This window comes from Rhodanobacter sp. Root627 (assembly GCF_001427835.1).
Taxonomy (GTDB): domain Bacteria; phylum Pseudomonadota; class Gammaproteobacteria; order Xanthomonadales; family Rhodanobacteraceae; genus Rhodanobacter; species Rhodanobacter ginsenosidimutans.
Map to the genome: position 1 here is coordinate 940,652 of NZ_LMGW01000001.1, position 13,730 is coordinate 954,381.

Below are 13,730 nucleotides of genomic sequence, written 5' to 3' on the forward strand. Positions count from 1 at the left end.
CAACGGCAAGATTGCCCTATGTCGAAATCCCTGCCGCACCCGCCCCTGCCCACCACCCCGAAACAGCGCCGCTACTGGTCGCCACCGGATGGCTCGGCGCGCGCGCTGCTGATCGCGGAAACCGCCCGTGCGCATCCGGGGCTGGTGGTCGCGGTGACGCGCGACACCCAACGCGCCCGCGCGCTGGAAGACGAGCTGCGCGTGTTCAGCAGCGGCTTGCCCGTGCTGCATTTCCCCGACTGGGAAACCCTGCCCTACGACGCGTTCAGCCCGCATCCGGAGATCGTGTCGCAGCGCATCGCCACGCTATACCGGTTGCCCAGCATCCAGCGCGGCGTGCTGGTGGTGCCGGTGGCCACGCTGATGCAGCGGATCGCCCCGCGCAGTCACATCACCGGCGCGGGCCTGGTCTTGGACAAGGGCCAGAAACTGGACCTGGCGCACGAGCAGCGACGGCTGGAAGCCTCCGGCTACCGGCACGTGCCGCAGGTCGCCGAGCCGGGTGATTTCGCGGTACGTGGCGCGCTGATCGACATCTACCCGATGGGCAGCGACACGCCCTACCGCATCGAGTTGTTCGATGACGAAGTGGAGTCGATCCGCAGCTTCGATCCCGAAAGCCAGCGCTCGCAACAGCAGGTGGAAAAGATCGAGCTGCTGCCCGCGCGCGAATTCCCGCTCACCGAGGAATCGGCCAAGTCATTCCGCAGCAACCTGCGCGAGCGCTTCCCGATCGACGTGCGCCGCTGCCCGCTGTACCAGGACATCAAGGAAGGCGTCACACCCGGCGGCATCGAGTACTACCTGCCGCTGTTCTTCGAGCAAACCGCCACGCTGTTCGACTATCTCGCCGACGATGCGCTGTTCGTGCTGGGCGAAGGCGCGGGCGAAGCGGCCGACCAGTTCTGGGCGCAGACCGCCGAGCGCTACGACCAGCGCGCCCACGACATCGAGCGCCCGGTGCTGCCACCGGCGGAGCTGTACCTGCCGCCGGAGCAATGGCGCGCGCAACTCAACAAGCGGTTGCGGGTGGAAGTGGTGGAACCCGGCCACGAGCACGCCGTGGCCGTAGGCACCCAGCCTGCGCCGGAGCTGCCGCTGAACCGCAAGGGCGAAGAGCCCGGCACCTCGCTGCGGCATTTTCTGGCCAGCTATCCGGGGCGTGTGCTGATCGCCGCGGATTCGGCAGGTAGGCGCGAGGCCTTGATCGAAACGCTGGCGGCAGCAGGGCTGAAGCCGCAGAACGTGGAGAGCTGGCCTGACTTTCTCCTCCCCCAGGAAGCAGCAGAGGGAATCAAGTTCGCCATCACCATTGCCGGGCTTGAGCAGGGTTTCGCGCTCACCAAGCCGCAGATCACCGTGCTCACCGAACGCGAGCTCTATGGCGAGCGCGTGCGCAGCGAGCGCGACCGCAAGCGCCGCCGCGGCACCGCGCGCGATCCGGAAAGCATCATCCGCGATCTCACCGAACTCACCATCGGCGCGCCGATCGTGCACGTCGATCACGGCGTGGGCCGCTACCAGGGCCTGGTGTCGATGGATGTGGGCGGTATGGATGGCGAGTTCCTCACCATCGAATACGCCAAGGGCGACAAGCTCTACGTGCCCGTGGCGCAACTGGGCCTGGTCAGCCGCTACTCCGGCACCGCGCCGGAGTTGGCCCCTCTGCATTCGCTGGGCGGCGATGCGTGGGAGCGCGCGCGCAAGAAGGCCGCCGAGAAAGTACGCGACGTGGCGGCCGAGCTGCTGGCGATCTACGCCCAGCGCGAGGCGCGCGGCGGCGAGTCGATGCCGATCGATCGGCAGATGGTGGAAGAGTTCGGCCGCGGCTTTCCGTTCGAGGAAACGCCCGACCAGGAAAGCGCGATCGAAGCCGTGCTGAACGACCTGGCCGCACCGCGCGCGATGGACCGGGTGATCTGTGGCGACGTGGGTTTCGGCAAGACCGAGGTGGCCCTGCGCGCCGCATTCGCTGCCGCCACCGCGGGCCGCCAGGTGGCCGTGCTGGTGCCCACCACGCTGCTGGCGCAGCAGCATTACCGTAATTTCGCCGACCGTTTCGCCGATTGGCCGGTACGCGTGGACGTGCTGTCGCGCTTCAAGTCCAGCAAGGAAGTGAACGAGGCGCTGAAGCGCCTGGCCGACGGCCAGATCGATGTGATCGTGGGCACGCACAAGCTGCTGATGCCCGACGTGAAGTTCAAGAATCTCGGCCTGGTGATCGTGGACGAGGAGCAGCGTTTCGGCGTGCGCCAGAAAGAGCAGCTGAAAAAGCTGCGCGCCGAAGTCGACCTGCTGACGATGACCGCCACGCCGATCCCGCGCACGCTCAACATGGCCATGGCCGGCCTGCGCGACCTTTCGTTGATCGCCACCCCGCCTGCCCACCGCACCGCCGTGCGCACCTTCATCGCGGCATGGGACCCGGCCACCATCCGCGAGGCACTGCAACGCGAGCTGTCGCGCGGCGGCCAGGTGTACTTCCTGCACAACGAGGTGCAGAGCATAGAGCGCACCGTGCGCGAGCTGGAGGAACTGGTGCCCGAGGCGCGTATCCGAATCGCCCACGGCCAGATGCCCGAGCGCGAGCTGGAAAGCGTGATGGCGGATTTCCACCGCCAGCGCTTCAACGTGCTGGCCTGCACCACCATCATTGAAACCGGTATCGACATCCCCACCGCCAACACCATCATCATCGACCGCGCCGATCGTTTCGGCCTGGCGCAGCTGCATCAGTTGCGCGGCCGCGTGGGCCGCTCGCATCACCGCGCCTACGCCTACCTGGTGGTGCCTGATCGCAAGTCGATCACCGCCGATGCGCAGAAGCGGCTGGAAGCGCTGGCCTCGCTGGAGGAACTGGGTGCGGGCTTCACCCTGGCCACGCACGACCTCGAGATCCGCGGTGCCGGCGAACTGCTGGGCGATGAACAATCCGGCCAGATCCAGGAAATCGGCTTCGGCCTCTACACCGAGCTGCTGGACCGCGCGGTGCGCGCGCTGAAATCCGGCAAGGTGCCCGACTTCGACTTGAGCAGCGAACACGAGACCGAAGTGGAACTGCACCTGCCGGTGCTGATCCCCGACGACTACCTGCCCGACGTGCACACCCGCCTGACGCTGTACAAGCGCATCGCCAGCGCGCGCAATGAGGCCGACCTGCGCGACCTGCAGGTGGAGATGATCGATCGTTTCGGCTTGCTGCCGCCGCCGGCCAAGCAGTTGTTCGCAGTGGCCACGCTGAAACTGATGGCCACGCCGCTGGGCATCCGCAAGCTAGATCTGGGCGCCGCCGGCGGGCGCATCGTGTTCCGCGAGAAGCCCGAGATCAACCCGATGACCATCATCAACCTGATCCAGCGCCAGCCGCGCATCTACAAGCTGGATGGCCAGGACAAGCTGAAGATCATCATGGATCTGCCGGGCGCGACGGAGCGCGTGCGTGCTGCGCAGGAATTGTTGGTGACGTTGGGCGCGCGGAGGCCGGGTTGAAGCGCGGCCAAGGAGTGAGCGCCTGCTTTTTGCTCGTCATTCGAGCGAAAGCTGGAATCCAGTGCCTTCATGCAGTGCCCGGAAGTCGCTGGATCCCAGCTTTCGCTGGGATGACGGCAATATCCAGCGCCAGCCGCGCATCTACAAGCTGGATGGGCAGGACAAGCTGAAGATCATCATGGATCTGCGGGCGCGACGGAGCGCGTGCGTGCTGCGCAGGAATTGTTGGTGACGTTGGGCGCGCGGAGGCCGGGTTGAAGCGTGGTCCGAACAAGCCGTCATTCCAGCGAAAGCTGGAATCCAGTGCCTTCATGCAGTGACCGGGAGTCGCTGGATCCCAGCTTTCGCTGGGATGACGGCAATGGCCTGTTTCACCAGGACAACGCGCGAGCCTCGATCAGCGCACCCTAAGCATCAGCCGCCAGAGCTGCCGCGGCTTCATTGATAAACCCGGCCAGCTCACCCGGATCATTGGCGATGGCAGTCGCCCCGGCCAACGTCAACTCCTCGCGGCTGCCAAAACCCCACAGCACGCCAAACCCGCGCACCCGGTTCGCCACCGCGCCTTCGATGTCGAAACGGCGGTCGCCGATCATCACCGCATGTTCGGGCGCCGTCTGGAAATCGGCCAGCGCGGCGGCGATCATCGATGCCTTCTCGCAATGCGGATTGCCCGGCTCCGGGCCATACACATGCTGGAAAGCCGCGCCGAACGGCAGGCTTTCCACGATCGGCAACGCGTGCAGCCGCGGCTTGCTGGTGACCACCGCCAGTTGATGGCCAGCCGCCTGCAGTCCTTCTATCAACTGCTCCAGGCCCGGATACACGGCGTGCTCGCGCCAGCCGATGGCGGTGAAGCGGTCGTGGTAATGGCCGATGGCAGCAGTGACTTTCGCCGCATCGTTGTCCATCAGCGCGGCGAAGCCCTGGTGCAGCGGCGGACCGATCCAGTCACGCAAGGCCTCGGGCGCGGGTGCGGGCACCTGCATCTGCACCAGCGCATGGCGGATGCAGCTGAAGATGCCCAGCTCCGAATCGATCAGGGTGCCATCGAGGTCGAACAGGCAAAGCATTATTCCGACGCCCGCGCCTTCAGGGCGGTGACCGCCGGCAGCTCCTTGCCTTCCAGGAATTCCAGGAACGCGCCGCCGCCGGTGGAGATGTAGGAGACGTCATCGGCGATGCCGTACTTGTCCACCGCGGCCAGCGTGTCGCCGCCGCCGGCGATCGAGAACGCCGGCGAGGCGGCGATGGCGCGCGCCAGGGTTTCGGTGCCCTTGCCGAACGCGTCGAACTCGAACACACCGACCGGACCGTTCCACACCACCGTGCCGGCCTTGGCGATCAGCTCGGCGTACATCTGCGCGGTGCGCGGGCCGATGTCCAGGATCATCTCGTCATCGTGCACCTCATCGACCGCCTTCACCGTGGCCGGCGCCTGCGCGGAGAACGTGGGCGCCACCACCACGTCGACCGGCATCGGCACTTCGGCGCCGCGGGCCTTGGCGTCGGCCAGCACTTTCTTGGCGGCGTCGATCAGATCGGCTTCGTACAGCGAATTGCCGATCGGCAAACCCATCGCCGCGATGAAGGTGTTGGCGATGCCGCCGCCCACGATGAGCTGGTCGACCTTGCCGATGAGGTTGTCGAGCAAGGTCAGCTTGGTCGATACCTTGGAGCCGGCCACGATCGCCAGCAGCGGCCGCGCGGGTTGCTCCAGCGCCTTGCCCAGCGCGTCCAGTTCGGCCGACAGCAACGGGCCGGCCGCGGCGACCGGGGCAAACTTGATCACGCCATGGGTGGAAGCCTGCGCGCGATGCGCGGTGCCGAACGCGTCCATCACGAAGATGTCGCACAGCGCGGCATATTTCTGCGCCAGCGCGTCGTCGTCCTTGCCCTCGCCCACGTTCATGCGGCAGTTTTCCAGTACCACCACCTCGCCGCTGGCGACCTCGACGCCGTCGAGGTAATCGGCCACCAGCCGTACCGGCGTGCCGAGCTGCTCGCCCAGCCAGGCGGCCACCGGCGCCAGCGAGGACTCGGCATCGAACTGGCCTTCCTTCGGGCGCCCCAGGTGCGACAGCACCAGCACCTTGGCACCGGCATCGCGGGCGGCGCGGATCGTGGGCAGGGCGGCGTCGAGGCGCTGGGTGGAGGTGATGTGGCCGTTGTCGATCGGCACGTTCAGGTCTTCGCGGATCAATACGCGCTTGTCGCGCAGATCAAGATCGCTCATGCGGGTGACGGACACGGCAGGACTCCAGTGATATGTTTGGACGACCGCCCGGACCAGGGCGGCCGGGCAGGAACCGCCTATTGTCCGGCGCGGCCCGCGCTGACGCAAACCGGGGCACCCTTCCGGACCACCCGCAGGAGCCGAGCCTTGAGCCCTACCCTGACCCTGTACGGTTACTGGCGCTCCAGCGCCGTCTACCGCGTACGCATCGCGCTGAACCTCAAGGCGCTGGATTACCACTACAAGCCGCTGCACCTGTTGCGCGACGGCGGCGAGCAGCACGGCGCCGATTACCGCGCCTTGAACCCGCAGCAACTGATCCCCTGCCTGCTCGACGGTGACCGCGCGATCACCCAGTCGCTGGCGATCATGGAATACCTGGACGAGACCTTCCCCGAACCGGCCCTGCTGCCGGCCGACAGCCGCGGCCGCGCACGGGTGCGCGAGCTGGCGATGGCAGTGGCCTGCGACATCCATCCGCTGGGCAACCTGCGCGTGCTGCAGCGCCTGGAAGCGCAGTTCGGTGCCGACGACGTGCAACGCGCGGAATGGTCGCGGCACTGGATCGCGACAGGGTTCGATGCGCTGGAAGCCATGTTGGCCGACAACCCCGCCACCGGCCGCTTCTGCCACGGCGACACGCCGGGCCTGGCCGACGCCTGCCTGGTGCCCCAGTTCTACAACGCCTTGCGCTGGAAGCTGCCGCTGGAAAACTACCCCACGCTGCAACGCATCCACGCCGCCTGCAACGAGCTGGAGGCGTTCCAGCAGGCCGCGCCGGAAATGCAGCCGGACGCTGTCTAGAAACGCAAAACCCCACGTGATCCCTTCTCCCGCTCGCGGGAGAAGGTGCCCGACAGGGCGGATGAGGGCGCTCTTGCTCTGCGCCGTGAAAAGCGCCCCCCTCAGCCCTCCGGGCAGCTCCCCCCGCGAGCGGGGGGAGCGAAATCCGTCAGATCTTCGGGCAACTCAACCGGGGAGCGACATCATTGTTGCGCCCGCACCAGCAACACATCACTGGGCACCGCCGGCACAATGCGCCGCGAGGTGCCGCCCACCAACAGATGAAAGGCCAGGCCGCGGCGGAAGGCGCTGATCACCACCAGATCCGCCTCTTCCCGCATCACATGGTCGCGCAGCACGATTTCCGGGTGGCCATGTTCGATCAGGGGCACGACGCGCTCCTTCACGTCGGCGGCAAGCGGCGTGTCGTCCAGGAATGATCGCATCGTGGCCATTTCCATGCGGGCCAGGTCGCTGCTGTGTTCCGCATCCAGCCACAACGAGGTGTACGGGATATCCAGCACGTGCATCAACGCCAGCCGAGCCGCGGGAAACCACTTGGCGGCGGTGGTCAGGCCAAAGCGGGATTCCGCGGTGAAATCGGTACCGACCACCACGTTGGCGTAGGCATCGTGCGGCCGGCTCTTGACCACCAGCAACGAAGCCGGCGACTTGCGCAGCAGTTGCTCGGTAACGCGCCCCAGCGCACTCGGTGACGACGGTTCGGACGCGCCCAGCACGATCAGGTCGCAGCCCTGTTGCACGGCGGTGTCGAGAATGGCGTCGGCCGGGTTGCCATCGGCCACGTGGATGGTGAGGCCGGCGATCTCCTGGCGCAGATCACGGCGGATCTGTCGCTCCACCAGGACCGGGCTGGAGTAGCCCTGTCGCCACGACGGCTGGCTGATCGGCGACAACTCGTCCTCGGCGGGACACGACTGCACGTGCACGACATGCAGCGGCACCTGCCACTGTTGCGCCAGTTGCGCGGCGCGATCCAGGGCGCGGTCGCCGTGGCTGCGCAGATCGGTCGCCAGCAGTATTTTTTGCGGTGGCGCGAGGCTTGAAGCGATCGCAGTCATGCGCGCTCTCCGTGGTCCCTGCAGGTTGACATGATGGCGCGGCCGGCTGTTTGAAGCCGACAGCGCGACCACGACTATAGAGCTTTGCGGGTAGATCGACGCGGCCTGTAGACTCGGAAATGGCGCTCGTTTTCGCGACTCATGCCTTCCGTCCGCGGAAGCGCATGGCGATGCGTGCGCTGCGCGACCGGTGCTGCCGGCGTATTCCCCGAACGGTGGCCCGATGCCTTACGACCTCGCTGCACTCGCCATGCTCTGCCTGCCCTTCCTGGCCAGCGTGGTCGTGTTGATGGTGCGTGGGCGGCAATGGGCGACATGGCTGATGATCGCCACCGCGGCGGCGTGCCTGTTGCTGGCGGTGGGCATCTATCCGGCGATGGATGGCGGCCACGCGTTGCGCCACGTCGTCCATTGGGTGCCGTCGCTGGGGCTGGATCTGGTGCTGCGCGTGGATGGCTTCAGCTGGCTGTTCCTGATGCTGATCTGCGGCATCGGGCTGCTGGTGGGTGTGTATGCCCGCTACTACATGCCGCCGGACGATCCGCTCAATCGTTTCTGCGCGCTGCTGCTGGCGTTCATGGGCTCGATGCTGGGCATCGTGATGTCCGGCAACGTGATCCAGCTGGTGTTTTTCTGGGAGCTGACCAGCATCTTCTCGTTCCTGCTGATCGGCTACTGGAACCAGGGCGCGTCGGCGCGCGAGGGCGCGCGCATGGCGTTGATCGTCACCGCCGGCGGCGGCTTGTGCCTGTTCGCGGGGATGATGTTGCTGGGTCACATCGCAGGCAGCTACGACCTGGATGTGATCCTGGCCGCCGGCGAACAGGTGCGCGCCGACGCGTTGTACACGCCGATGCTGGTGCTGGTGCTGCTGGGCGCGCTGACCAAGAGCGCTCAGTTCCCGTTCCACTTCTGGCTGCCGCAGGCGATGTCGGCGCCGACGCCGGTCTCGGCGTTCCTGCATTCGGCCACCATGGTCAAGGCCGGCGTGTTTCTGCTGCTGCGTTTCTGGCCGGTGTTGTCAGGTACCGACGCCTGGTTCTGGCTGGTGGGCGGCGCCGGCCTGCTGACCCTGTTGCTGGGCGCAACCGCAGCCGTGTTCCAGCAGGATCTGAAGGCGGTGCTGGCGTATTCGACGATCAGCCATCTGGGTTTGATCACCATGTTGATTGGCCTGGGCAGCACGCTGGGCGCGGTGGCGGCGATCTTCCACATCGTCAACCACGCTACTTTCAAGGCATCGCTGTTCATGGCCGCCGGTGCGGTGGATCACGAAACCGGTACGCGCGATCTGCGGCGGCTGGGCGGCCTGCGCCACGTCATGCCGATCACCGCCACGCTGGCGGTGATCGCCAGCGCCGCGATGGCCGGCGTGCCCTTGCTCAACGGTTTCCTGTCCAAGGAGATGTTCTTCGCGGTGGCGCTGACCACCCATCGCGGCCCCGCGGTGGACATGGCCGCCGCGGCGATCGCCGTGCTGGCCAGTGCGTTCAGCGTGGTCTATTCACTGCGTTTCGCGCTGGGCGTGTTCTTCGGCCCCGCGCGTGACGATTACCCGCGCCAACCGCACGAACCGCCGCGCTGGATGCGCCTGCCGATCGGCCTGCTGGCGCTGGCCTGCGTGCTGGTGGGCATGTTGCCGGCGCGGGTGATCGGGCCGCCGTTGCGCGCAGCGGCGTATTCGGTACTCGGCGAGGCCACGCCCGCGTTCAGCCTGGCGGTGTGGCACGGGTTGACGCCGCCGCTGTTGATGAGCGCGATCGCGCTGGTGGCCGGGTGTGTGGTCTACGTGGTGCTGCGCGGTTATTTCGCGGGGCGCGAAACGCTGCCGCTGCTCGGCCGGTTCAGCGGCAGGCGGATCTTCGAATGGATGCTGACGCTGCTCACCGCCACCTTGCCGGCCGCGCTGGAAGGCTTGTTCCCCAGTCGCCGGCTGCAACCGCAGTTGCTGTTGATTGTGCTGGCCGCATCACTGGCGGCGGGCATGGCGATGTGGGGTTCGTCGCTGCCGCTGTCGCTGCATGGCTCGGGTGTCGATCCCGCGTTCGCACTGCTGTGGCTGCTCGGGGGCGCCTGCGCGATAGGCGCCGCGACGCAGGCGAAGTTCCATCGACTCGCCGCGCTGCTGCTCACCGGCGGCGCCGGCCTGGTGTCGTGCATCAGTTTCGTGTGGTTGTCGGCGCCGGATCTGGCGGCGACCCAGTTGCTGGTCGAGGTGGTCACCGCCATCGTGATCCTGCTCGGCCTGCGCTGGCTGCCCAAGCGCATCAGCGGCATGGCACCGGACAGCCGCCGTGCCCGCCTGCGCCGCCGTCGCGACATGGTGATCGCCGCCGGCGTGGGATTGGGGCTGGCGACGTTGGCCTATGCAGCCATGCTGCATCCGGTGGCCGATTCGATCTCGCACTTTTTCCTGGAGCGCGCGTACACCGAGGGCGGCGGCCACAACGTCGTCAACGTGATCCTGGTCGACTTCCGCGGCTTCGACACCCTGGGCGAAATCAGCGTGCTGGCGATCGTGGCGCTGACGGTATTCGCGCTGCTGCGCCGCTTCCGTCCGGCGATCGAGAGCGTGGACGCGCCCGCACAGCAACGGTTGCAGGCAGCCTTCGAGGCCAGCGACAACGGCACCGCTTCGGTGGTGGCCGATTACCTGCGCATCCCGGGGCTGATCGTGCAGTTGATGGCGCCGGTGATCGTGCTGTTCGGCCTGCATCTGTTCCTGCGCGGGCACGACCTGCCTGGTGGCGGGTTTGCCGCTGGCATCACCGTGTCGGTGGCGCTGGTGCTGCTGTACATGGCGCGCGGCGCGCGCTGGGTGGAGGTGCGCCTGCGGGTGGCGCCGTTGCGCTGGATCGGCGCCGGCCTGTTGCTGGCGGTGAGCACCGGCCTGGGCTCGCTCGCGTTCGGCTACCCGTTCCTCACTTCGCACTCGCGCCACGCCGACATACCGTTGCTGGGCGAGCTGCCGCTGGCCACGGCGATGCTGTTCGACCTGGGCGTGTTCTTCGTGGTGGTGGGCGCCACGTCTTTGATGCTGGTGGCGCTGGCGCACCAGTCGCTGCGCCGCCCGCGGGTATTGGGCGAGCCCGTGGTCGATGCCGAGGGAGATCGCTGATGGAGGCGGTATTGGCATTGGCGATCGGCGTGCTGGCGGCATCGGGCGTGTGGCTGCTGCTGCGCCCGCGCACGTTCCAGGTGATCATCGGCCTCACCCTGATTTCCTACGCGGTGAACCTGTTCATCTTCTGCATCGGCGGCTTGCGCACGGGCGCGGACCCGGTGCTGCGCAGCGGCGCCGACATCACGCAGTACGCCGACCCGCTGCCGCAGGCGCTGGTGCTGACCGCGATCGTGATCAGCTTCGCCACCACGGCGTTGTTCCTGGTGGTGCTGCTGGCCTCGCGCGGCCTCACCGGCAATGACCACGTCGACGGCAAGGACGGCACGCCATGAGCGCGCATCTGCTGGTATTGCCGATCGTGCTGCCGCTGCTGGTGGCGGCGTTGCAATTGCTGCTGGGCGAACGGCGGCGACGGCTGGTGGCCGCGTTGAGCGTGGCGTCCTGTGTGGCGCTGGTATTGCTGGCCGCCGCCCTGCTGGTGGGCGTGACCGGCGCAGCGGCCGGCGACGGCCTGACGGCGGTCTACCTCATTGGCGACTGGCCGGCCCGGTTCGGCATCGTGCTGGTGGCCGACCGGCTGTCGGTATTGATGCTGCTGCTTACCGCGGTGCTGGCGCTGGCCCTGTTGCCGTGCGCGCTGGGTCGCTGGCAACAGCCCGGCGGCCCGGTGCAGCCGATGTTCCAATTCCTTCTGATGGGTTTGAACGGCACCTTCCTCACCGGGGACCTGTTCAACCTGTTCGTGTTCTTCGAGGTGCTGCTGGCGGCTACTTATGGCCTGGCGTTGCATCGGCCGGGCGCGCGCCGGGTCAGCGCCGGTTTGCATTACATCGCGGTCAACCTGCTCGCCTCGATGCTGTTCCTGGTGGGCGTCAGCCTGATCTTCGGGGTCACCGGCACGCTCAACATGGCGGCGCTGGCCCAACTGATTCCCACGGTGCCGGACAACACGCGCGCCTTGCTGCATGCGGGCGCCGCGATCCTGGGCGTGGCGTTCCTGGTGAAGGCGGCGATGTGGCCGCTGGGGTTCTGGTTGCCGCGCACCTACGCGGCGGCGACGTCGCCGGTGGCCGCGATGTTCGCGATCATGACCAAGGTGGGGGTCTACGTGCTGCTGCGGTTGAGCCTGTTGCTGTTCGGCGATGGCGCGGGCCCGGCCTCGGCCCATTTCGGCGACACCTGGCTGTTGTGGGGCGGCATGGCGACGGTGGTGGTCGGGGTGGTCGGCATGCTGGGCGCACGCGACCTGGGCAAGCTGGCCGGCTACAACGTGCTCATCTCCTCGGGCACCCTGCTCGGCGCGATCGGCCTGCAGCATCCGGCGGTCACGGCGGGCGCGCTGGCTTACCTGGTGATCTCCACCCTGGCGATCGCCGCGTTTTTCCTGCTGGCCGGCATGCTGGCGCCCGACGACGAGGCCGAGGCGACGCCCCTGCTGGAACCGTACGACCCAGCCGGTGAAGCGCTGTACGCGGACGAAGACGAGAACCGCGCCACGCTGCCGGCGCCGGTGGCGCTGCTGGGCATGTGTTTCCTGGTCTGCGCGCTGGTGCTGGCCGGGTTGCCGCCGTTGTCCGGCTTCCTGGCCAAATTCGCCCTGCTGGCACCGATGCTGGAAACCGGGGCGGGCCGCGGCGCAATAGCGTTGTTCACGCTGGTGGTGGTGGCGGGCTTCTGCACGGTAATCGCGATGTGCCGCACCGGCATCCAGATTTTCTGGGCCGATGAGGATTGGACCTTCCCCCCCATCCGCCTGGGCGAGGCCGTATCGGTGCTGATCCTGCTGGGATCGTGTCTGGCCTTGAGCGTGTGGGCCGACGCCCCGCTGCGCTACCTGGCGGCCACCGCCGAGCAATTGCACGCACCGGCCTATTACATCCGCGCGGTGTTCCCGTGAGGCGCTGGCTGCCGCATCCGCTGATGGCCGGCTTCCTGCTGCTGGCCTGGTTGCTGCTGCGGCAGAGCCTGGCGCCAGCCACGGTGGCCAGCGGCGTGGTGATCGCGCTGGGGCTGGCGTGGGCGTTCGGCAAGCTGCGTCCGCCACGGGCGCGGGTGCGTCACTACCCGCTGCTGGGCAAGCTGCTGTTGCGGGTGTTGCGCGACATCGTGCGCTCCAACCTGGCGGTGGCGTGGATCGTGCTGCGCCGACGCGGGCGGTTCACCTCGGGCTTCGTGGCGATCCCGCTGGAGCTCACCGACCATTACGGGCTGGCCGCGCTGGCCTGCATCATCACCTCGACGCCGGGCACGATCTGGGTCGATCACGACTCGGCCCGCAACGTGCTGCTGATCCACGTGCTGGATCTGGTCGACGAGGCAAGCTGGATCGACACCATCAAGCAACGCTACGAGCGGCCCCTACTGGAGATCTTCCAATGAGCCATGGTTTCCTGGCGTTCGCCATCGTGGCGGCGCAATACCTGCTGTTGCTGGCGATGGCCTTTTCGATCATCCGCATGGTGCGCGGGCCGCGCGCGCAGGACCGCGTGCTGGCGCTGGACGCGCTGTACGTGAACGCGATGCTGTTGCTGCTCAGCATCGGCATTCGCACCGGCAGCGAGCTGTATGTGGAGGCGGGCCTGATCATCGCCCTGCTGGGCTTTGCCGGCACGCTGGCGTTTTCCAAGTTCCTGCTGCGTGGCGAGGTGATCGAATGAACCATCTCGACGCGCTGCCACCGTGGGCCGCGGTGATGGTGGGGGTGCTGGTATTGCTGGGCTCGGGCTTTGCCTTCGTCGGCTCGCTGGGACTGCTGCGCCTGAAGGATTTCTACAAGCGCGTGCATGCACCCACGCTGGGTACCACCTTCGGCGCGTTCTTCATGCTGGCCGGCTCGATCATCTGCTTCTCGGTGGCGCACGGGCGGCCGATCTTCTACGAGATCCTGATCGGCGTGTTCCTCACCCTGACCACGCCGATCACGCTGATGCTGCTGGTGCGCGCGGCGCTGTACCGCAATCGGGTGGAGGAAGCACAGGAGCCGCCCCGGCGCACCACGCTGGAATGAGGCGTGGAT

12 protein-coding genes are annotated in these 13,730 nt (G+C 67.3%); 8 read left to right on the plus strand and 4 right to left on the minus strand.

The window, feature by feature from the left end:
• Positions 1-18: 18 nt before the first annotated feature.
• Complete coding sequence (gene mfd, locus ASD68_RS04500) at positions 19-3,489, plus strand: transcription-repair coupling factor (RefSeq protein WP_056603893.1); 3,471 nt, start codon at positions 19-21, stop codon at positions 3,487-3,489.
• Between the two features lie 67 nt (positions 3,490-3,556).
• On the opposite strand, the gene ASD68_RS16775 is transcribed toward mfd, so the two are convergent.
• From ASD68_RS16775 to ASD68_RS04510, 3 genes are all read right to left on the minus strand, one after another.
• Positions 3,557-3,802 carry a hypothetical protein gene (locus ASD68_RS16775; RefSeq protein ID WP_156458333.1) on the minus strand — a complete coding sequence of 82 codons (246 nt, stop codon included), beginning with the start codon at positions 3,800-3,802 and terminating at the stop codon, positions 3,557-3,559.
• A gap of 94 nt (positions 3,803-3,896) precedes the next feature.
• On the minus strand, positions 3,897-4,562 hold the full coding sequence (locus ASD68_RS04505) for an HAD hydrolase-like protein (RefSeq protein ID WP_056603895.1): 666 nt from the start codon (positions 4,560-4,562) through the stop codon (positions 3,897-3,899).
• On the minus strand, positions 4,562-5,740 hold the full coding sequence (locus ASD68_RS04510) for a phosphoglycerate kinase (RefSeq protein WP_056603898.1): 1,179 nt from the start codon (positions 5,738-5,740) through the stop codon (positions 4,562-4,564). Before ASD68_RS04510 ends, ASD68_RS04505 begins: the two co-directional genes overlap by 1 nt.
• 132 nt (positions 5,741-5,872) lie before the next feature.
• On the opposite strand from ASD68_RS04510, the gene maiA reads away from it, so the two are divergent.
• The gene (gene maiA / locus ASD68_RS04515) at positions 5,873-6,529 is read left to right on the plus strand and encodes a maleylacetoacetate isomerase (RefSeq protein ID WP_056603901.1); all 657 of its coding nucleotides are present in this window, start codon (positions 5,873-5,875) and stop codon (positions 6,527-6,529) included.
• 182 nt (positions 6,530-6,711) lie between these two features.
• On the opposite strand, the gene ASD68_RS04520 is transcribed toward maiA, so the two are convergent.
• Complete coding sequence (locus tag ASD68_RS04520) at positions 6,712-7,590, minus strand: universal stress protein (protein WP_056603903.1); 879 nt, start codon at positions 7,588-7,590, stop codon at positions 6,712-6,714.
• Between the two features lie 223 nt (positions 7,591-7,813).
• Between ASD68_RS04520 and ASD68_RS04525 the strand changes: the two genes are divergently transcribed.
• From ASD68_RS04525 to mnhG, 6 genes are read left to right on the plus strand one after another with little or no spacing between them, the layout of a single operon-like run.
• The gene (locus ASD68_RS04525) at positions 7,814-10,708 is read left to right on the plus strand and encodes a monovalent cation/H+ antiporter subunit A (protein ID WP_056603906.1); all 2,895 of its coding nucleotides are present in this window, start codon (positions 7,814-7,816) and stop codon (positions 10,706-10,708) included.
• Entirely contained in the window at positions 10,708-11,046 is a 339-nt protein-coding gene (locus ASD68_RS04530) for a Na+/H+ antiporter subunit C (protein WP_056079278.1), read from the plus strand. The genes ASD68_RS04525 and ASD68_RS04530 overlap by 1 nt, the downstream gene beginning before the upstream one ends.
• Positions 11,043-12,611, plus strand: coding sequence for a monovalent cation/H+ antiporter subunit D (locus ASD68_RS04535; protein WP_056603909.1), 1,569 nt, complete (start codon positions 11,043-11,045; stop codon positions 12,609-12,611). The genes ASD68_RS04530 and ASD68_RS04535 overlap by 4 nt, the downstream gene beginning before the upstream one ends.
• A complete protein-coding gene (locus ASD68_RS04540; protein ID WP_056603912.1) occupies positions 12,608-13,093 on the plus strand; it encodes a Na+/H+ antiporter subunit E in 486 nt (161 codons plus the stop codon). The genes ASD68_RS04535 and ASD68_RS04540 overlap by 4 nt, the downstream gene beginning before the upstream one ends.
• The gene (locus ASD68_RS04545) at positions 13,090-13,371 is read left to right on the plus strand and encodes a K+/H+ antiporter subunit F (RefSeq protein WP_056079290.1); all 282 of its coding nucleotides are present in this window, start codon (positions 13,090-13,092) and stop codon (positions 13,369-13,371) included. The genes ASD68_RS04540 and ASD68_RS04545 overlap by 4 nt, the downstream gene beginning before the upstream one ends.
• Complete coding sequence (gene mnhG, locus ASD68_RS04550) at positions 13,368-13,721, plus strand: monovalent cation/H(+) antiporter subunit G (protein ID WP_056079293.1); 354 nt, start codon at positions 13,368-13,370, stop codon at positions 13,719-13,721. Before ASD68_RS04545 ends, mnhG begins: the two co-directional genes overlap by 4 nt.
• Positions 13,722-13,730 lie beyond the last annotated feature (9 nt).

Coding starts and splice junctions, on each gene's coding strand:
- ASD68_RS16775 (WP_156458333.1), bottom strand. CDS start 3,802: ATGAAGGCACTGGATTCCAGCTTTCGCTGGAATGACGGCTTGTTCGGA.
- ASD68_RS04535 (WP_056603909.1), top strand. CDS start 11,043: ATGAGCGCGCATCTGCTGGTATTGCCGATCGTGCTGCCGCTGCTGGTG.
- ASD68_RS04545 (WP_056079290.1), top strand. CDS start 13,090: ATGAGCCATGGTTTCCTGGCGTTCGCCATCGTGGCGGCGCAATACCTG.
- mnhG (WP_056079293.1), top strand. CDS start 13,368: ATGAACCATCTCGACGCGCTGCCACCGTGGGCCGCGGTGATGGTGGGG.
- ASD68_RS04530 (WP_056079278.1), top strand. CDS start 10,708: ATGGAGGCGGTATTGGCATTGGCGATCGGCGTGCTGGCGGCATCGGGC.
- mfd (WP_056603893.1), top strand. CDS start 19: ATGTCGAAATCCCTGCCGCACCCGCCCCTGCCCACCACCCCGAAACAG.
- ASD68_RS04505 (WP_056603895.1), bottom strand. CDS start 4,562: ATGCTTTGCCTGTTCGACCTCGATGGCACCCTGATCGATTCGGAGCTG.
- ASD68_RS04525 (WP_056603906.1), top strand. CDS start 7,814: ATGCCTTACGACCTCGCTGCACTCGCCATGCTCTGCCTGCCCTTCCTG.
- ASD68_RS04520 (WP_056603903.1), bottom strand. CDS start 7,590: ATGACTGCGATCGCTTCAAGCCTCGCGCCACCGCAAAAAATACTGCTG.